This window comes from Noviherbaspirillum sedimenti (genome assembly GCF_003590835.1).
Lineage (GTDB): Bacteria > Pseudomonadota > Gammaproteobacteria > Burkholderiales > Burkholderiaceae_D > Paucimonas > Paucimonas sedimenti.
Window position 1 is genome coordinate 2,465,995 of record NZ_QYUQ01000002.1, and the last position, 17,760, is coordinate 2,483,754.

At 58.4% G+C, this 17,760-nt stretch carries 16 protein-coding genes and 1 tRNA gene; 13 read left to right on the plus strand and 4 right to left on the minus strand.

Translation table 11 applies throughout. The annotated features are described in order from the left end of the window. The first annotated feature begins 12 nt into the window (after nt 1-12). The 13 genes from miaA (at nt 13) to D3878_RS11500 (ending at nt 14,471) form a co-directional block, all read left to right on the plus strand. Complete coding sequence (gene miaA / locus D3878_RS11440; RefSeq protein ID WP_119785575.1) at nt 13-972, plus strand: tRNA (adenosine(37)-N6)-dimethylallyltransferase MiaA; 960 nt, start codon at nt 13-15, stop codon at nt 970-972. Nucleotides 973-1,082: 110 nt separating this feature from the next. Beyond that, nucleotides 1,083-1,159 (plus strand) — tRNA-Met (locus tag D3878_RS11445). 301 nt (nt 1,160-1,460) lie between these two features. Further along, nucleotides 1,461-1,754 carry an IS66 family insertion sequence element accessory protein TnpA gene (gene tnpA, locus D3878_RS11450; protein WP_119785576.1) on the plus strand — a complete coding sequence of 98 codons (294 nt, stop codon included), beginning with the start codon at nt 1,461-1,463 and terminating at the stop codon, nt 1,752-1,754. Then, nucleotides 1,754-2,110: an IS66 family insertion sequence element accessory protein TnpB gene (gene tnpB / locus D3878_RS11455; RefSeq protein ID WP_147383934.1), complete on the plus strand. Its 357-nt coding sequence runs from the start codon at nt 1,754-1,756 to the stop codon at nt 2,108-2,110. Before tnpA ends, tnpB begins: the two co-directional genes overlap by 1 nt. Nucleotides 2,111-2,179: 69 nt before the next feature. Continuing rightward, complete coding sequence (gene tnpC, locus D3878_RS11460) at nt 2,180-3,736, plus strand: IS66 family transposase (protein WP_119785577.1); 1,557 nt, start codon at nt 2,180-2,182, stop codon at nt 3,734-3,736. A 121-nt stretch (nt 3,737-3,857) separates the two neighbouring features. Beyond that, nucleotides 3,858-4,370 (plus strand): ATP-binding protein, encoded by a 513-nt coding sequence (locus D3878_RS11465; protein ID WP_199688148.1) that lies wholly within the window; start codon nt 3,858-3,860, stop codon nt 4,368-4,370. 35 nt (nt 4,371-4,405) lie between these two features. Further along, entirely contained in the window at nt 4,406-4,615 is a 210-nt protein-coding gene (locus D3878_RS11470; protein ID WP_119785578.1) for a helix-turn-helix domain-containing protein, read from the plus strand. Between the two features lie 15 nt (nt 4,616-4,630). Further along, nucleotides 4,631-7,741, plus strand: a complete 3,111-nt coding sequence (locus D3878_RS11475; RefSeq protein WP_119785579.1) for a type I restriction endonuclease subunit R — start codon at nt 4,631-4,633, stop codon at nt 7,739-7,741. Next, nucleotides 7,735-9,369, plus strand: a complete 1,635-nt coding sequence (locus tag D3878_RS11480; protein WP_119785580.1) for an HsdM family class I SAM-dependent methyltransferase — start codon at nt 7,735-7,737, stop codon at nt 9,367-9,369. The genes D3878_RS11475 and D3878_RS11480 overlap by 7 nt, the downstream gene beginning before the upstream one ends. After that, nucleotides 9,362-10,531, plus strand: a complete 1,170-nt coding sequence (locus D3878_RS11485) for a restriction endonuclease subunit S (protein ID WP_158592246.1) — start codon at nt 9,362-9,364, stop codon at nt 10,529-10,531. The genes D3878_RS11480 and D3878_RS11485 overlap by 8 nt, the downstream gene beginning before the upstream one ends. A gap of 10 nt (nt 10,532-10,541) precedes the next feature. Further along, on the plus strand, nt 10,542-11,591 hold the full coding sequence (locus D3878_RS11490) for a virulence RhuM family protein (protein ID WP_119785582.1): 1,050 nt from the start codon (nt 10,542-10,544) through the stop codon (nt 11,589-11,591). A 5-nt stretch (nt 11,592-11,596) separates the two neighbouring features. Continuing rightward, nucleotides 11,597-12,142: a hypothetical protein gene (locus D3878_RS11495; RefSeq protein WP_119785583.1), complete on the plus strand. Its 546-nt coding sequence runs from the start codon at nt 11,597-11,599 to the stop codon at nt 12,140-12,142. Further along, on the plus strand, nt 12,135-14,471 hold the full coding sequence (locus D3878_RS11500) for a TOTE conflict system archaeo-eukaryotic primase domain-containing protein (RefSeq protein WP_119785584.1): 2,337 nt from the start codon (nt 12,135-12,137) through the stop codon (nt 14,469-14,471). Before D3878_RS11495 ends, D3878_RS11500 begins: the two co-directional genes overlap by 8 nt. A gap of 324 nt (nt 14,472-14,795) precedes the next feature. Here the strand turns inward: D3878_RS11500 and D3878_RS23790 are convergent, their stop codons facing one another. The 4 genes from D3878_RS23790 to D3878_RS11515 all read right to left on the minus strand — a co-directional run bounded on the left by D3878_RS23790 (nt 14,796) and on the right by D3878_RS11515 (nt 17,714). Further along, nucleotides 14,796-14,969: a hypothetical protein gene (locus tag D3878_RS23790; RefSeq protein ID WP_158592247.1), complete on the minus strand. Its 174-nt coding sequence runs from the start codon at nt 14,967-14,969 to the stop codon at nt 14,796-14,798. 162 nt (nt 14,970-15,131) lie between these two features. Next, entirely contained in the window at nt 15,132-16,727 is a 1,596-nt protein-coding gene (gene xrtE, locus D3878_RS11505; protein ID WP_158592248.1) for an exosortase E/protease, VPEID-CTERM system, read from the minus strand. Nucleotides 16,728-16,901: 174 nt separating this feature from the next. Then, a complete protein-coding gene (locus D3878_RS11510; protein ID WP_147383937.1) occupies nt 16,902-17,132 on the minus strand; it encodes a hypothetical protein in 231 nt (76 codons plus the stop codon). A 198-nt stretch (nt 17,133-17,330) separates the two neighbouring features. Continuing rightward, a complete protein-coding gene (locus D3878_RS11515) occupies nt 17,331-17,714 on the minus strand; it encodes a methyl-accepting chemotaxis protein (protein WP_119785587.1) in 384 nt (127 codons plus the stop codon). Between the last annotated feature and the right edge of the window lie 46 nt (nt 17,715-17,760).

The following is a 17,760-nucleotide window of genomic DNA, read 5'->3' on the forward strand; positions in this document are numbered from 1 at the left end:
ACCGGCCAATCGATGTCTTCCACCTCTCCCCCACGCAAGCCGCTGGTGGTGGCCCTGATGGGCCCGACCGCCTCCGGCAAGACTGCTGCCGCGCTGGAACTGGCGCGCCACGTGCCAGCCGAGATCGTCTCGGTCGATTCCGCCCTGGTGTACCGCGAGATGGATATCGGCACGGCCAAACCAACGCCTGCCGAGCGCGCCAGCGTGCCGCACCACCTGATCGACATTCTCGACCCGACCGAAAGCTACTCGGCGATGCAGTTTCGCCAGGATGCGCTGCGGCTGGTCGAGGAAATCCAGGCGCGCGGCAAATTACCCCTGCTGGTGGGCGGCACCATGCTGTATTTCAAGGCCTTGCAAGATGGCCTCGATGTCCTGCCACAGGCCGACCCGGCACTGCGCGCGCAACTGGATCGCGAAGCCGAACAATTTGGCACGCCGGCGCTGCATGCGCGGCTGGCCACGCTCGACCCGGAGACGGCGGCGCGCCTGAAGCCCAACGATGCCCAGCGCATCCAGCGCGCGCTGGAAATCATCGCGCTCTCCGGCCAGCCGATGTCGCAATTGCTGGCCAGGGCGCCGCGGGTCGAGTTGCCGTTCCGGCTTTTGCCAATCGCGCTGGAACCTTCGGATCGCAGCGTCCTGCACGCCAGAATCGCCGCGCGCTTCGATGTCATGCTGAAAGCGCCGGACGGCTTGCTGGAAGAAGTGCGGCGCCTGCGCGCGCGCGGCGACCTGCATCTTGACTTGCCCTCAATGCGTTGCGTCGGCTACCGGCAAGCCTGGGAATACCTGGACGGCGCCTATGGCCTGGCGGAATTGCGGGAAAAAGGCATCGCCGCCACGCGTCAGCTGGCCAAGCGGCAACTGACCTGGCTGCGCTCGATGCCAGACCGTATCGTAGTCGATTGCAATGATGCCAATGCGACTGAACTGGTGTGGCAGCAGCTTGGTCGCGCCCTGGACGAATGAGACGCGTTTTTTTGACATGTTTTCAAGGGCTTGCGGGCATTTGACGCGCAATTTTTGCGCGGTCCCGCTTGACAATTGCATGCCGTCACCGCATACTAGAGGGCTATCGTGGTGATATAGCTCAGTTGGTTAGAGCACAGCACTCATAATGCTGGGGTCGGTGGTTCAAATCCACCTATCACCACCAAAAGAATATTCAAAGCAGTTCCAAGAAGTCCCGAAACCCGCCTCTAGCTCAGTGCTGATGCGGGTTTTTTGTTTTTTGATGACTTTTGGCATCCGTTGATATCCCCTTCTTTTACGGTATGAGTAACAGCATCTGCCGATACTGCCAAAACTGATACCGTCAAAATGCCGAAGCTCGCCGCGCCGCGGCTACATCGAGCGCAACTATCTGTTTGAGACGTAAGCGCGCTATTTCCCCCACCTTCCATTGCTGAATTTCGGCAACCATAATCGGGGCTCCATCAACTCATGGAGTCACGAACATGCAAGAAGAATCGAAACAGGCACTATGGTCGGCGCGGCTGCGGGAACATGCCGAATCAGGGCAGACGATCCGGTCGTGGTGCGCGCTCAATGGCGTGACCGAGTCGTCGTTCCACTATTGGCGCAAGCGGCTGATGACGGCGACGTCGCCGGCCACGCAACTCGTTGCATTGCCGTTCGCCTCCAGCTGCGAACCGATGCTGGAGCTTGAAACGCCGCACGGCTATGTGATCCGTCTGCGCAGCCAGGCGCAGGTGGGCTGGCTCGGCGCCGTCCTGGCGGCGCTGCGCTGATGTGGGGCACGCCGCAAGGCAGCGTTTACCTGGCAACCGGCCACCACGACATGCGCAAGTCGATCAACGGCCTGGCGCTGGTGGTGGCCGACACCCTGGGTCTCGATCCGGTCAGCCCGCATTGGTTCGTGTTCTGCAACCGTGGCCGCGACCGGATCAAGATCCTGCACTGGGACACGAACGGCTTCTGGCTGCATTGCCGGCGCCTTGAGCAGGGCCGGTTCCACTGGCCAGACGACGCTGGCGACGCGCTGGCGCTGGCGGTGACGGCACGCCAGTTACGCTGGCTGATCGACGGCCTGAAATGGCAAAGCGCGGTAGCACACCAGCCGATGGCACCACGCGCCATGCGCTAACGAAAAATATTTCAAAAACAGGCAAATGACGTAAACCTAAAACGGCAAGCGGTTTGGTAAAGTCACTGCATGTACCCACCTGAGCAACTTGCCAACCTGCCCCCTGAGTTGCGCGCCTATATCCGCGCACTGGAAGGACGCGCCGCCATCGATCAAGAGCAGATCGGCGCATTGCAGCAGCGCGTTTCATTCCTGGAGGACCAGTTCCGGCTGGCGCAACTGAAGCGGTTCGCGCCGTCGAGCGAGAAATTGGGCGCCCAGGGTTGCCTGTTCAACGAAGCCGAACAAGACGCCGCCGCGTTTCCGGAAGTCGAGGATGAGGGCGAGGAGGATACGCCGAAGGTGCCGTCCAGGAAACGCGGCCGCCGTGCCTTGCCGGTGCATCTGCCGCGCAAGCGCGTTGAACACGACCTCCCCGATGCGGAGAAGGTCTGCGCCTGCTGCCAGGGTGCCTTGCACCGAATGGGCGAGGAGACGAGCGAACAACTCGACATCATTCCAGGCAAGGTCCAGGTGCTGCAGCACGTGCGTTTCAAATACGCTTGCCGCCACGGCGAATCGAGCAAGATCGTCACCAGTCCCATGCCGCCGCAGCCCATCCCTGGCAGTAACGCCAGCGCCGGCACGGTGGCGACCATCCTGACGGCCAAATACGCCGATGGCATGCCACTGTATCGCCAGCATGACTGGCTACTGCGCGGCGATGTCGATATTGCCCGCGGCACGCTGGCGCAATGGTGCATCAAGGCGGGCGTGTTGCTCACACCGCTGTACGCGGCCCTGCACCAGGAACTGCTGAAAAATCAGTTCATCCACGGCGATGAAACCAAGGTGCAGGTGCTCAACGAAGCGGGCCGCAAGGCGCAAAACACCTCGTATATGTGGGTGTACCGTACGGCCGTCGGCAGCGAACGGCCGGTCGTGCTGTTCGAGTATCAGCCCGGACGCGGACATGAACATCCGCAACGCTTCCTCAACGGTTATGAGGGGGCCGTCATGACCGATGGCTACGCTGCCTGGCGCATGCTGGCCGGCATCAAGCATTTGGGTTGCATGGCCCACGTGCGACGCCGTTTCGACGAGGCGCTCAAGGCGCAAAAAATCCCTTCTGGGCGGGCAAAGGAAGCGCTCGACATGATCGGCAAGCTGTACCACATCGAGGCCACGGTCAAAAAGAAACCGCCGCCCGAAGGCAGTACCTTGTTCGATGAAATTTACCGCTGGCGGCAAGAGAAAAGCCGTCCGATTCTGGACGCCCTGCATACATGGCTGATCAAGAACCAGGCCGAGGTCATGCCGCAATCACTGATCGGCAAGGCAATCAGCTATGCGCTTGGGCAGTGGCTGTACCTCTATCGCTATATCGATGACGGCCGTGCACCCATCGACAACAATTTGATCGAGCGCGATATCCGCCCGTTTGCCATCGGACGAAAGGCATGGATGTTCTCGAGTTCGGTCGCGGGCGCGGACGCCAGTGCCATCCTCTACAGCTTGATGCTGACCTGCCGCGCCTGCGACATCGAACCCTATGCCTACCTGCGCCACGTGCTGACCGAACTGCCGAAACGCCAGGCAGGCGCGGGCGTCGTCGACCTGCTGCCGTTTCACTTCGCTATCAGCTAAAACGCCTGGCCACCGGTGGGGTAGATATCGCGCTTACTTTGAGACCGTCATCAAGCACCCGGACCGGGCTGAGGCCACCCGGCTTTGGAACTTTCCTTATGCGGCGATTGAAGAAGCGATCGTGAATGCGGTGTATCACCGCTCATATGAGGAACGCGAGCCGATCGAAGTGCGCATCAGCCGCGAAGAGCTGGTGGTGTTGAGTTTTCCGGGGCCGGACCGGTCCATCCGCCTGGCTGATTTTGAGGCGGGCCGGGCTGTTAGCCGACGTTATCGGAACCGTCGCATTGGCGAATTTCTGAAAGAGCTGGACTTGACGGAGGGGCGCTCGACCGGCATCCCGAAAATCTTGAAGGTCATGGCGGCCAATGGCTCGCCTGCGCCGCTGTTTGAAACGGATGACGAGCGGGCGTCGTTTGTCGTTCGGCTGCCGGTGCACCCGCTGGCGAAACAGCCGACCACGGATGTCACCACGGATGTGGCCACGGATGTGGCCACGGATGACAACGCCAGCTCTGCGTCCTGCTTGGGTTTGCAGCCGAACGGGCGCCCAATCAAGTTGTTCAGGCACGATGGCGTTTTCCATTTTCAATGGCCGATGAAGTTATCGTCTGTTAGACTAGAAACGATTTAAGACGACTTTGAGGAAATTGTCTGAATACCAATTCCATGCACGCCGAACCGTGGGTCACCGCAAGCGAAGTCGCCCAGCACTTGGGCGTCGTGAAGGACACCGTCTACCGCTGGCGCGAGCGCAAGGGTCTTCCCGCGCACAAGATCGGCCGGCTGTGGAAATTCCAGCTCTCCGAGGTCGATGAATGGGTGCGTGCCGGTGGTGCGGATGAAGATTCGAATAATCCAGTGCGGCAAGAACAATAAGGGAGAGCAAACCTGATGGTTTTCAGTGAAGACTCACGCGTCAAGATCCCCTGCATCCTGCATTTGGTGCGGCTTGGCTACCGCTATCTTTCCCTGAAAGACGCCACTTGGGATGAAGAAACCAACATCTTCCCTGAGATCTTCCGTAAAGCCATCGCCCGGATCAACCCCGGCATGGAAAGCGACGACATCGGCCGACTATTGGCTGACGTCAAACTTCTGCTGGATAACGAAGATCTCGGCAAGGCCTTCTACGAAAAGCTTTTGGAACGCTCGGGCATCCGGCTGATCGACTTCGAGAACTTCGACAACAACAGCTTCCACGCTGTTACCGAGCTGACTTGCAAGAACGGCGACGACGAGTTCCGGCCCGATATCACGCTGCTCATCAACGGCATGCCGCTGGCTTTCATCGAGGTCAAAAAGCCCAACAACCGCGAAGGCGTGCTGGCCGAGCGCAACCGCATCATCACTCGCAGCCGCAACCCGCGCTTCCGCCGCTTCATCAACATCACCCAGTTGATGGTCTTCTCCAACAACATGGAGTACGACGATGGCTCGCCGCAGCCCATCGAAGGCGCGTTTTATGCCAGCCCGTCTTATGACTCGCCAGTCTTCAACTATTTCCGCGAAGAAGAAACACTGGACATCACCCAGCTTCTGGCTGATGAAGATGACACGCTTGAAAACGAAGTACTGCGCGACAACAACCTCAACGTCATCAAGCACAGTCCGGAATTTCTCAGCAACAAATCACCCGATACGCCGACCAACCGCATCTGCACCTCGCTGTTCAGCCCTGAGCGTCTGGCCTTCCTGCTGCGTTTTGCGCTGGTTTATGTAAATGAAACCGATGGCCTGCAAAAGCACGTCATGCGCTACCCGCAGCTCTTCGCCACCAAGGCAATCGAGCGCAAGCTTGATGCTGGCGTACGCAAAGGCATCATCTGGCACACCCAGGGCAGCGGCAAAACCGCGCTGGCCTACTACAACACCCGTTTTCTGACGGACTACTTTCAACGCCAGGGCATTATTCCGAAGTTCTACTTCATCGTTGACCGGCTTGACCTGCTCATTCAGGCGCAGCGTGAGTTCGCCGGTCGCGGGCTGGTAGTGCACACCATCGACAGTCGCGAAGCCTTTGCCCGCGACATCAAGACCACGCAGGTGCTGCACAACCACAGCGGCAAGCCCGAAATCACCGTGATCAACATCCAGAAGTTTCAGGATGACCCTGACGTGGTGCGCGCCGAGGATTATGACGTCAGCATCCAGCGCGTCTACTTTCTCGACGAGGTGCATCGCAGCTACAACCCGCAGGGCAGTTTTCTGGCCAACCTCAGCCAGTCCGACCGCAACGCCATCAAGATCGGCCTCACCGGCACCCCGCTACTGGGCGACGACTACAACTCCCGCGCGCTGTTTGGCGACTACATTCACAAATATTACTACAACGCCTCCATCGCCGACGGCTACACGCTGCGCCTGATCCGCGAAGAGATTGCCACAAATTACAAGCTCACCTTGCAAGAAGCGCTCGCCGCCGTGGAGTTGCAGCAGGGCGACATCGACCGCAAGCTCATTTACGCACATCCGAAATTTGTCGAGCCCATGCTCGATTACATTGTGCGTGACTTCGAAAAAAGTCGCAGCGCGCTAGGCGACGCCAGCATTGGCGGCATGGCCATCTGCGATAGCGCCGAGCAGGCCCGGCAGATGTTCGAGATTTTCAAAACAGTCTATGCTGCCCAGCCCTCGCCCGCGTACACCGTGCAGGACTCGGCGCAGGCGTTGATCGCCGCTGCGCAGCCCGAAAGCTACGCCGCACGCACCCTGCTGGAAAACCGCGCCAGGAGCGCGGCGCTGATCCTGCACGATGTCGGCAGCAAGGATGAGCGCAAGCAATGGGTGGAGGACTTCAAGGCCGGCAAGATCGACCTGCTGTTCGTCTACAACATGCTGCTCACCGGCTTCGACGCCAGGCGCCTGAAAAAGCTTTACCTTGGCCGGGTGATCCGTTCGCACAACCTGCTGCAGGCACTCACCCGCGTCAACCGCACCTACAAGGACTTCCGCTACGGTTATGTCGTCGATTTCGCCGACATCCGCAAAGAGTTCGATGCCACCAACAAGGCCTATTTCGACGAGCTGCAAACCGAGCTGGGCGACGAAATCGAGCATTACTCCAAGCTCTTCAAATCCGCAGAAGAGATTGCGCAGGAAATCGAAGCGATCAAGGACATCTTGTTCAGCTTTAACATCGAAAACGCCGAGATATTCTCCCAGCAGATCAGCCAGATTCAGGACCGCGCCACGGTGCTGGCCCTCAAGAAAGCGCTGGCCGATGCCCGCAACCTCTACAATCTGATCCGTCTGCAGGGCGACTACGCGCTGCTTCAGCAGCTAGATTTCCAGAAGCTCAACCAGCTTTACCGCGAAACCTGCAACCACCTCGATCTGCTCAACCTCAAGGAAAGCATCGAATCCAGCACCGACACCAGCAACCTGCTCAATGTCGCACTGGAAGATGTGCTGTTCATGTTCACCAAGGTCAAGGAAGAAGAGCTGGTGCTGGCCGACAAGCTCAAGAACACGCTGCGCCAAACCCGCGAAGCCTTGGCTGACAATTTCGACCAGCAAGACCCGAAGTTCATCACCCTCAAGGAAGAGCTGGAGCGATTGTTCAAGAAAAAGAAACTCAACGAAGTCAGCCAGATCGAGATGACCGCCAATATCGGCGCGCTCAATGCCATTCACGAAAAAGTGAAAGAGCTGAACCGCCAGAACCACCAGCTCCGCGCCAAATACCGGGGTGATGTCAAATACACCCGCATCCACAAGCGGCTGCAAGAGCGCGGCACGATGACGCAAACCGAGCGCCGCCTCTTCGAGGCCCTTTCTGGCGTCAAACAGCAGGCCGATGAACAGGTGCTGCAAAACATGCAGCTATTGGATAATGAAGGCTACTTCGAGCGAATGATGATGCCCATCGTGTTGGGCGAATTCGAGACCCGTCAAAAGATCCCCCTTAATCTTGACGCCGCTGACACCATCAACCATCTGGTTGTGACCGAATATATTAATGAATTTGCCTCTGGCAGTAGAACTGGAGTACGCAGTTGGTAACACAGGAATTTGAACAACGCACCCGCGAGCTGATCGACAGCCTCAAGGGTATTTGTGCCGCCTATGGCTTGGGCAACGATGGCAATGAATTCAAGATCATCACCCAGGTCTTTCTCTATAAATTTCTCAATGACAAATTCGCCTTCGAAGCCAAAAAGATCCGGCCAACCCTGGCGAAGGCCGACAAGTGGGAGCAGGTCATCGCCAGCCTGAGCGATGACGAACTTGGCAAACTGCATCGCCGGATGGGGCCAGACACCGCCCGGCTGAAACCCGAGCACTTCATTGCTCACCTGTGGAACCGTCAGACCGCACCGGAATTCGCCAAGCTGTTTGACGACACCCTGCGCGACATCGCCATCAGCAACAACGACATTTTCGCGGTCAAGACCGATGGCGGCGCCAAGATCACCCTGTTCGATCGGGTCAGCGAATTCATCGCCGATCCCTCCAGGCGCGACGCCTTTTGCCGCGCCATCATCAACAAGCTGGGCGACTTCAGCTTCGAGCGCATCTTTAACGAAAAGTACGATTTCTACGCCGCACTGTTTGAATACCTGATCAAGGATTACAACAAGGACAGCGGCGGCAAATACGCCGAGTACTATACCCCGCACGCCGTTGCCAAGATCATGGCTGCCATCCTCGTGCCGGAACCGGTACGCGGCAAGATCAAGAATGTAAGCTGTTACGACCCATCGGCCGGTTCCGGCACGCTGCTGATGAACATCGCCCACGCCATCGGCGAGCAGCGCTGCAGCATCTATTCGCAGGACATTTCGCAAAAATCTTCCAGCCTGTTGCGCCTGAACCTGATCCTGAACAACCTGGTGCACTCCATCCCCAACATCATCCAGGGCAACACCATGCTCCACCCCTACCATCGGGATGACAAGGCGCTCAAGAAATTCGATTACATCGTCAGCAATCCACCGTTCAAGATGGATTTCTCCGATTTCAGGAATGAACTGGATACCAAGGAGCATCAGGAGCGCTTCTTCGCCGGGGTGCCGAACATTCCCAAGCAGGCCGTCGACAAAATGGCCATCTATCAGCTCTTTTTACAGCACATCATTTATTCGCTGAAGCCCGGCGGCAAGGCGGCGGTGGTGGTGCCCACCGGCTTCATCACCGCGCAAAGCGGCATCGACAAGGGCATCCGTCAGCATCTGGTGGATAACAAGATGCTGGCCGGCATGGTCTCCATGCCCAGCAACATCTTCGCCACCACCGGCACCAACGTCTCCATTCTGTTTATCGACGCCGCCAACAAGGCCGACGTGGTGCTGATCGACGCTTCCAATCTCGGCGCCAAGGTCAAGGATGGCAAGAATCAGAAGACCCTGCTTTCGACGGAAGAAGAAGACCACATCATCGCCACCTTCAACGCCAGGCAGGCAGTGGAGGATTTTTCGGTGGTGGTGAGCTACGACCAGATCGCCGCCAAGAATTATTCCTTGAGCGCCGGGCAGTATTTCGAAGTGAAGATTGAATACAGCGATCTGACGCCGGCGCAATTTGCCGCGAAGATGAAGGGGTTTACGGACAACCTGGATGCGCTGTTCAAGGAATCGGCAGGGCTGGAAAAAGAGATCAAGAAGCAGTTGTCGGGGTTACGGTATGAGTGAGTGGGAGCAAACGACGGTTGGCAGGTTTATATCGCTTCAGAGAGGATATGACCTAACTGAAGACGAGCGCGAACCTGGTAACGTGCCCGTAATGGGAGCAGCGGGTCAGAATGGCTTTCACAACAGAGCGTTGGCTCCCGCTCCAGGAATTATTATGGGTCGATGCGGCGGCTCGTTTGGCCAAATTCACTTCGCAAATGAAGATTTTTGGCCACACAACACCGCGATGTTCGTTACCGATTTCAAAGGAAACGACCCGTACTTCGCTTATTATTTTCTGAAGAATCTCGACTTCAGTAAGCTGAATTCAGGTAGTGCACAGCCATCCCTGAATAGGAATTACGTCTATCCAATAAAAATATCCGTTCCCTTACCGGCAGCGCAAAAAAAAATCGCCAACGTTCTCTCAACTCTCGACGCCAAGATCGACTGCAACAACTGCATCAACGCTGAACTTGAAGCGATGGCGAAAACGCTGTACGACTACTGGTTCGTGCAGTTCGACTTCCCCGACGCCAACGGCAAACCCTACAAATCCTCCGGCGGCAAGATGGTCTACAACGCTATGCTAAAACGGGAGATTCCGATTGGGTGGGATGCGGTCCAACTCGATGAGATCGTCGATGAAGTCAGGGATAATGTTACCCCGATGGATCTGGACGGCAATACGCCTTACATCGGGCTGGAGCACATCGCACGTAAATCCATTGTTTTGGAAAATTGGGCATTGGCCGAAAAAGCCACAAGCAACAAGACCGCCTTCTGCGCCGGAGATATCCTATTTGGAAAGATTAGGCCGTATTTCCACAAAGTGGGGTTCGCGATGATGGACGGAATCGCATCCACTGACGCTATTGTGATGCGCGCAAGAAACGCATCGCTTGTCGGACTGGCTTTGCAAACAGTCTTTTCCGATAGATTTGTTGAAGCTGCCACAGCTTCCAGCACCGGCTCCAAAATGCCGCGTGCCGATTGGTCGGTGCTTAAACAGTACGGTGTTGCGCTTCCGAATTACGCAACGCAGACGCTCCTCAGTTACCAGCAATTGTTCAATCTAGCAATCACGAAAATAGAAAGGCATGTACGTGAGAATCGCGAACTCACCCAACTCCGCGACTGGCTGCTGCCATTGCTGATGAACGGCCAAGTAACGGTGGCATGAAGGAGCAAGCATGACCGGGCACGACAAAAAACTCATCCGCAACAGCACCGCCGAGTTCCTGATCTTCACCGGCCAGGCTGGCGAGCAAAGCATCGAGGCGCGCTATGAGGATGAAACCGTCTGGCTGACGCAGAAGCTGATGGCCGAACTGTTCGCAGTGGATGTGCGCACGGTCAGCGAACACTTGAAAAACATCTACGAATCCGGAGAGCTGGCGCGGGAGGCAACTCTCCGGAAATTCCGGACAGTTCAAACCGAGGGCCGCCGGGAGGTAACCCGCAATGTTGATTTCTACAACCTCGACGCCATTATCTCGGTGGGCTACCGGGTCAATTCCGTGCGGGCCACCCAGTTCCGCCAGTGGGCCACCGGCGTGCTGCGCGAGTTTGCCATCAAGGGCTTTGTGCTGGACAAGAAGCGGCTGGAGAACGGCGCTTTCCTTGGTGAGGACTATTTTGAGCGCCTGCTGGCCGAGATCCGCGAGATCCGGCTGTCGGAGCGCAAGTTCTATCAGAAGGTGACGGACATCTACGCCACGGCGGTGGATTACAACCGCGAAGCGCCGACCACCAAGGCCTTTTTCGCCAAGGTGCAGAACAAACTGCATTTCGCGATCCATGGGCATACGGCAGCCGAACTGATCGTGCAGCGTGCCGATAGCACCAAACCGCAAATGGGGCTTACGTCGTGGGAGCGCGCCCCTGAAGGCAAGATCCTCAGGACCGATGTGGTCGTCGCCAAGAACTACCTCAGCCAGCAGGAGCTGGAATCGCTGGGGCGCATCGTCAGTTCGTACCTCGACTTGGCCGAGGATCGTGCCAATCGCAAGATCCCGATGACGATGGAAGACTGGGCCAAGCGGCTGGATGCATTCCTGGAGTTCACCGAGCGCGACATTCTGCGGGATGCTGGCAGGGTCTCGGCCGAGATGGCGCGGTCGCATGCCGAAAGTGAATTCGAGAAGTACCGCATCGTGCAAGACCGACTCTTCGAGAGCGACTTTGACCGGGTGATCAAACGAATCGAGTCCGGCGGCCAGCAGGGCATCGACGAGGAATAGGGCGAATGGCCACGAAGAAGAACACGCCCAGTTGGAGTGATGTCAAGACCAAACTGGCCGACTTCGACCGCGCAGGCCTGATCGGACTGGTGCAAGACCTGTACGCGACCAGCAAGGACAACCAGGCTTTCCTGCACGCCCGCTTCGCGCTCGGCGGCGACGTGCTGAAGCTGTACAAGGCCACCATCGACCGCTGGCTATGGCCGGATGTGTTCAAGAAACAGGACACCTCGGTCGCCAAGGCCAAGAAGGCGATTGCGGACTACAAGAAAGCCGTTGGGCAACCCGATGGGCTGGCGGAACTGATGGTTTTCTACTGCGAGCGGGCCGCTGGTTTCAGCAGCGATATTGGCCTGCAGGACGAAGGCTACTTTGATGCACTGGTACGGATGTTCGAGCAGGCCTTGAAGGCCATTGCCGCCTTGCCCGACGCGGCACGACCGGCCCTTTTGAAACGCCTGGACGAAGTGCGACGCATCTGCCACAACTTCGGTTACGGCGTCGGCGACGACATGGATGAATTGCTTGCTGAGCATGGGGTCGATGACTGACCAGTCTGCCGTTGCAACCCTTCAGGCCGAAAACGCCCGCCTGATCGCGCTGCTCGACGCCCACGGCATCGAGTGGCGGCCGCCACAGCCGACCGTTCAGGTGGCGCGAGAGCCTGGACTCTCCCAGCTTTCCACTGCTGAGAAGGTGGCGCTGTTCCGCCGTCTGTTTCGTGGGCGCACAGATGTCTATCCGGTCCGTTGGGAGGGCAATACCACCGGCAAGTCAGGCTACGCCCCGGCCTGCGCCAACGAGTGGCGCGCCGGGGTATGTGAGAAGCCACGCATCAAATGTGGCGACTGCAGTAATCGCCTGTTGATCCCGCTGTCCGATGCGGTGATCTATGACCATCTTGCCAGCGAGCACACGGTCGGCGTCTATCCGCTGCTGGAGGACGACAGCTGCTACTTCCTGGCCGTCGACTTCGACGAGGCCGATTGGCGCGACGATGCCCGTGCCTTCATGCAGTCCTGCCAAGAGCTGGGGGTGCCGGCTGCGCTGGAGATCTCTCGGTCTGGTCGAGGCGCGCACGCATGGGTGTTCTTCACCAGCCGCGTTTCAGCACGCGATGCCCGGCGCTTGGGCACGGCCATCATCAGCCATACCTGCTCGCGCACCCGGCAACTGAAGCTGGAGTCCTATGACCGGCTGTTCCCGAACCAGGACACGATGCCCAAAGGCGGCTTCGGCAACCTGATCGCATTGCCGCTGCAGAAGTGGCCCCGCGAAAGCGGCTGCAGCGTATTCGTCGATACCGAACTGCGCCCGCACCCGGATCAATGGGTGTTTCTGGCTTCCCTCCAGCCGATGGCCGCACACGACATCGAGCCGACCATCCTGCGAGCCACGGGCGGCGTCCACCCGCTGGACGTCACCTTCATTGACGATGAGAACTTGGCCACGCCCTGGAAGCGGGAGAGCACGTCGACCAAGAAGCTGAGCGTGACGCTGGCCAACCTGATCTATTTCGAGAAAGCCCAACTGCCGCAGGCACTGGCCAACCGGCTGATCCGTCTGGCCGCCTTCCAGAACCCCGAGTTCTACAAGGCCCAGGCGATGAGGATGTCGGTGTGGGACAAGCCGCGCGTCATCGGCAACGCGGAGAACTATCCGCAGCACATCGCCTTGCCACGCGGCTGCCTCGATGCGGCGCTGGACCTGCTGCGGGACAACGGCATCGCCTGCGATCTGCGCGACGAGCGCTTTGGCGGTGAGCCAATTGAGATGTCCTTCGTCGGCACTTTACGACTGGACCAGGAGGCCGCAGTCGCTGGAATGCTGCACCACGACGCCGGTGTACTGTGCGCTCCGACCGCCTTCGGCAAAACTGTCACCGCCGCCGCGATGATCGCGCGCCGGGGCGTCAACACCCTGGTGCTGGTACATCGCACTGAACTGCTCAAGCAATGGCAGGAGCGCCTGCAGACTTTTCTGGGTGTCGGCAAAGGTGTGGTCGGCACCATCGGCGGCGGCAAGGCCAAACCCACCGGGAAGATCGATGTTGCTGTGATGCAGTCCGTATCCCGGCAAGGCGAGGTCAATTCCCTGGTCGAAAACTACGGTCAGGTGATCGTGGACGAGTGCCACCACGTGGGCGCCGTGTCCTTCGACGCTATCCTGAAGCGGACCAAGGCCAAGTACGTGCTGGGCCTGACGGCGACACCGATTCGCCGCGATGGTCAGCAGCCGATCATCTTCATGCAGTGCGGGCCAATTCGTTACACGGCGGCCAAACCGGCGGGTGCGCCCCATGACCTGGAGGTGCTCCCACGATCACGCTTCACTCGGATCGACCTGCCGACCGAGGCCGGCATCCAGGACGTATTTCGGCATCTTGCCAACGACCAGGCCCGGACCGACGCCATCGGTGCCGAAGTCAAGGGTGCGTACGCGCAGGGTCGAAAGGTATTAGTACTGACTGAGCGCACCGAACATCTCGACGCAATCAGGGCTGCCCTCGACGGTGTGGCTTCAGCACTGTTCGTGCTGCACGGCAGAATGTCAAAGAAACAACGCGCAGCCCTCATTGCCGATCTGGATGCATTGCCGCCCGACGCGCCACGCATCTTGTTGGCTACTGGTAAACTTGTTGGGGAAGGCTTCGATCACCCGCCCCTCGATACGCTGGTGCTGGCTATGCCCATTTCCTGGAAGGGCACGTTGCAGCAGTACGCTGGCCGCCTGCATCGCGAACACGCCAGCAAGACGAACGTGCGGATCATCGATTGCGTGGACACCGGCCACCCGGCGCTGCTACGGATGTGGGACAAGCGGCAGCGAGGCTACCGGGCGATGGGATACAGGATCGGCACCGGTGAGCCTTCGGAATGAGGCAACGAATTTGCCAGAAACCGTCTGGCATTTCGCAAATACCCGCAACAACCCGCGCCAGTACTCATAAGCTCGGGAGACCAGTCGGCACACGGTCAACCGTCCGCCACTAAAAACAGCAGTAGAAACCCCTGCAATACGTGCTCAACTGAGGGCTTACGGTTGCCTCCCCTGGCTGGCACAGCCGATGAGGTTAAGGCATGGGGCGACCGAAATTTTCGGAACGTCTTCGGAGTGCTCCCAGACGACTTTAATTTTCTCTAATACAGTGCTGACAACGTAACGCCCCCCACGAGACAGGCTGCAGAATTTTTTTTGACGGTATCAGTGACGGTATTTCAGAATTTCAAAAAAAGAAAATCCTTTATCCATGCGGGTTTCCGCAGACTGTTCCACTCCACCTATCCCATGCAGGTCGGCTTTTTTTTGCGCACGGATTTTTTGCGCGTCGGACCAAAGGAACTGTTCATCCGCGCATACTTTTTTGGCTGACGTCAAGGCAAGCGCGCGTACCGCGCCACCCTCATCGACCAGATTGCCTTTGAAAGCCCCCTCCCTCCATGGCGAACAACGACCAAGTTCTTCTTGATCGAATCGTCAAACTGCGTCACAGCGCTATAGCGGCTGCCCGGGCCCGATAGGCGCGCAGGCGCTGTGGACTTACCAGTACGACCAGTGTCCGCTAACAAGCACATGGACAGACAGCAGCAGATTGGTCGTCATGTGCGCGACGATGCAGTCCCACAACCTGCCTGTACGCTGGCGCACCAGATAGTAGACAGCGCCGGCAATTACGCCGGCCACGAAGAAACTGTGTAGCGCGCCGAACAGCAGCGAGGACAAGATGAAGGGCGCCCACCGGATCGGGCCGCCCGCCTGTCCAGCCGCATCTCCGCCGGAAAAAAACCCTGGAACATAGCCGCGGAATGCCAGCTCCTCGGCAATCGGAACCACCACCACAGTACCTGCCATGCGCAGCACTATCCACGCCGTCGACCAAAGCACGGACACGCCGAACAGACTGCCGCTGAATGCCCGATCCGCTTCAATCGAAGGCGGCACCAGCGCAATCCAGAGCAGGAAAACAAGCACACCGGCAAGCACCGGAAAAAGCCGGGGTGCGCCAGCGTCGAGATCAAAGTGCTTCCACAGCAGGACGATAGCGCCGGCAGTGGCGATGGTCCTGAGCGGGTGCAGCCATTGAAAATCGGAAGAGAACGCAGAGGCGAGCAGCGTGGCGGCCAGCATCACGAGAAACGGAATGGCAAGCGCATTCCCAGCGTCGACCACGACCTCGCGCGCGCTGACATGGCGGCTGAAGAAGCTGCTGCGGCGCGCCAGGCCCACCATGCCCAGCACCACGGCGATGAAGAATATCCAGCCTGCGTTGACGTGAAACCCTTCCTTCGCCACGTCCGACGAAAACGACGAGCCTATGGCGATCAGCAGGGCAATGCGCAGGCAATTCGACAACCAGATCGTCAGCGCGGCAACGGGAAAGAGCAGAAGCGCGGCGGGGAAGCGAAAGTCCTTGCTGAAACTGTGCAGATACCAGATGAGGAAGACGGTGATCATTCCTATGCCTTCATAGCCTGAACACAGGTGATCGATGATGACGTCGAATTGCGGTGTCCCGATGATCTTGGTCTGAAAATCGGCGTGGATATTGTTGTAAACCAGTTCGAGTAAGAACCTGACCACGGCAATGGTCGGCCCGCTGAGCCAGTCTTCCGAACGCAGGGCCAGCGAATAGACAAGGAAATGGCTGAGCGGGAAAATGCAGGCAAGCAGGAATATCGCCTTTTGCTTCCGAACGAACCTGATCCAGTAATTTTTCGGGGCGATCAGTCCCAGCGACAATGCGGAAGTCAGGACGATGCTGGCAGCCAGCAAGGCGATCCACCAGCCTGAGGCCGGTCCGCCAGCGGCGGGCATCGCAGTGAATGCGGTCGGCAGCAGCCTGCTTGCCGAAAAGAACAGCAGCACATAACCGGCGGCCTGCGGTATCAGCAGTCGTTGCCAGCGATAGCTTCCTGCGTCTTCCAGCAGCGCATCCCAGAGCGGCCTGAACCGGGTCGACAGAAAAAGGAACACGCCAAGCCCGAAATACAGCAAGGGCTGGAACAATCCCCCCGGTATCGAGAGAAACCCACCGTCAGTCCTGGGATGTATCGTCAGCTTGAGGACGGCCGCCTGGGCCGCAATATAGACCAGCAGCAGAATGATGCGGCGCTCGGCCGCAAAACGCCATGGCATGGCCTTGCTGGGATGCGCAATTGCGCCCGCCTGTGGCGGCAATGAATGGTCTGCTCGCAAAGTGGAATCGGTGGCAATGGGCCTATGCATCAGCCGCCGGCGCCGCCGGACAAGCAGCCAGCGGAAAATGCGGCGACAGGGAACATGGCGTTGGGCATGCCGACGCCTCTCACATCAAAGTGTGTCCGGCCTGGATGAACGCTTGTCGCGCCGACGGGCCAGGCTAAGGATGCCGCCGAGAAGAGCAACCGCAAGCACGACATTGCTGCCGTCGATTTCGGGCGCATGCAGCCTATTCCTATGACCATAAGCATGACCATTCCCATTCCCATTTTGGCCATTCCCCTGGGCAAAGGTAAGCAGTGGAGCAAGAAGAAGTGACGTGACTACAATTTTACGGATCATGGTCTGGCTCCTTTCAACGATAACGGTAAATGAACATTTTCTGGGATGTTTCACAATACCCCGCGCATTCGGGCGCTTGTTGAGAAAGCGCAGAAAAGGAATACGCGCTCAAAAAGGAATCGTTTAGCGATTGAGTCGCAGGCTCCGACATCACAACGAGAGTTCGCCCCGCAAGGCCGTGATTCGTCCGGGTTGCAGCTAGCAAGTGAGGTAGGCGCCCGGCACGACCATGGCGCCATCATTGCGCCCGTTTTCGGGCAAAAGCGCTTCGGCCTGAATGTCGCCCGCATCCGACACCTTGAAGACGGCAACCGACTCGGCAAGTTGCTGAGATTGCAGCTGGAGACTGCTGGCAGCCAGAGCTGTTTCCTTGACGAGCCTGGCGTTTTGGCGAGTGACTCCTTCTATTTCTGCTGCCGCTTGATTGATCAGATCAATCCCGCTGCTTTGTTGGACCGTGGCAGCGCTGATCTCGCTCATCAGGTCGGTCACGCGTTGCACGCTTTGCATGATCTTCTGCATGGTTTGTCCGGCGTCCCCGACCAGTTCGCTCCCTGCATGTACCTGGCTACCCAGCGGGATTGCGTTGGCAGTGTCTAATTATATTTCACGCCATCTGCATTCGCAG

Excerpts from the sequence above, each read along its gene's own strand:
- D3878_RS11495 (WP_119785583.1), top strand. The coding sequence starts at position 11,597 with ATGGCCACGAAGAAGAACACGCCCAGTTGGAGTGATGTCAAGACCAAA.
- D3878_RS11475 (WP_119785579.1), top strand. The coding sequence starts at position 4,631 with ATGGTTTTCAGTGAAGACTCACGCGTCAAGATCCCCTGCATCCTGCAT.
- tnpC (WP_119785577.1), top strand. The coding sequence starts at position 2,180 with ATGTACCCACCTGAGCAACTTGCCAACCTGCCCCCTGAGTTGCGCGCC.
- D3878_RS11470 (WP_119785578.1), top strand. The coding sequence starts at position 4,406 with ATGCACGCCGAACCGTGGGTCACCGCAAGCGAAGTCGCCCAGCACTTG.
- D3878_RS11510 (WP_147383937.1), bottom strand. The coding sequence starts at position 17,132 with ATGATCCGTAAAATTGTAGTCACGTCACTTCTTCTTGCTCCACTGCTT.
- miaA (WP_119785575.1), top strand. The coding sequence starts at position 13 with ATGTCTTCCACCTCTCCCCCACGCAAGCCGCTGGTGGTGGCCCTGATG.
- D3878_RS11500 (WP_119785584.1), top strand. The coding sequence starts at position 12,135 with ATGACTGACCAGTCTGCCGTTGCAACCCTTCAGGCCGAAAACGCCCGC.
- D3878_RS11485 (WP_158592246.1), top strand. The coding sequence starts at position 9,362 with ATGAGTGAGTGGGAGCAAACGACGGTTGGCAGGTTTATATCGCTTCAG.
- tnpB (WP_147383934.1), top strand. The coding sequence starts at position 1,754 with ATGTGGGGCACGCCGCAAGGCAGCGTTTACCTGGCAACCGGCCACCAC.
- xrtE (WP_158592248.1), bottom strand. The coding sequence starts at position 16,727 with ATGCCATGGCGTTTTGCGGCCGAGCGCCGCATCATTCTGCTGCTGGTC.
- D3878_RS11490 (WP_119785582.1), top strand. The coding sequence starts at position 10,542 with ATGACCGGGCACGACAAAAAACTCATCCGCAACAGCACCGCCGAGTTC.
- tnpA (WP_119785576.1), top strand. The coding sequence starts at position 1,461 with ATGCAAGAAGAATCGAAACAGGCACTATGGTCGGCGCGGCTGCGGGAA.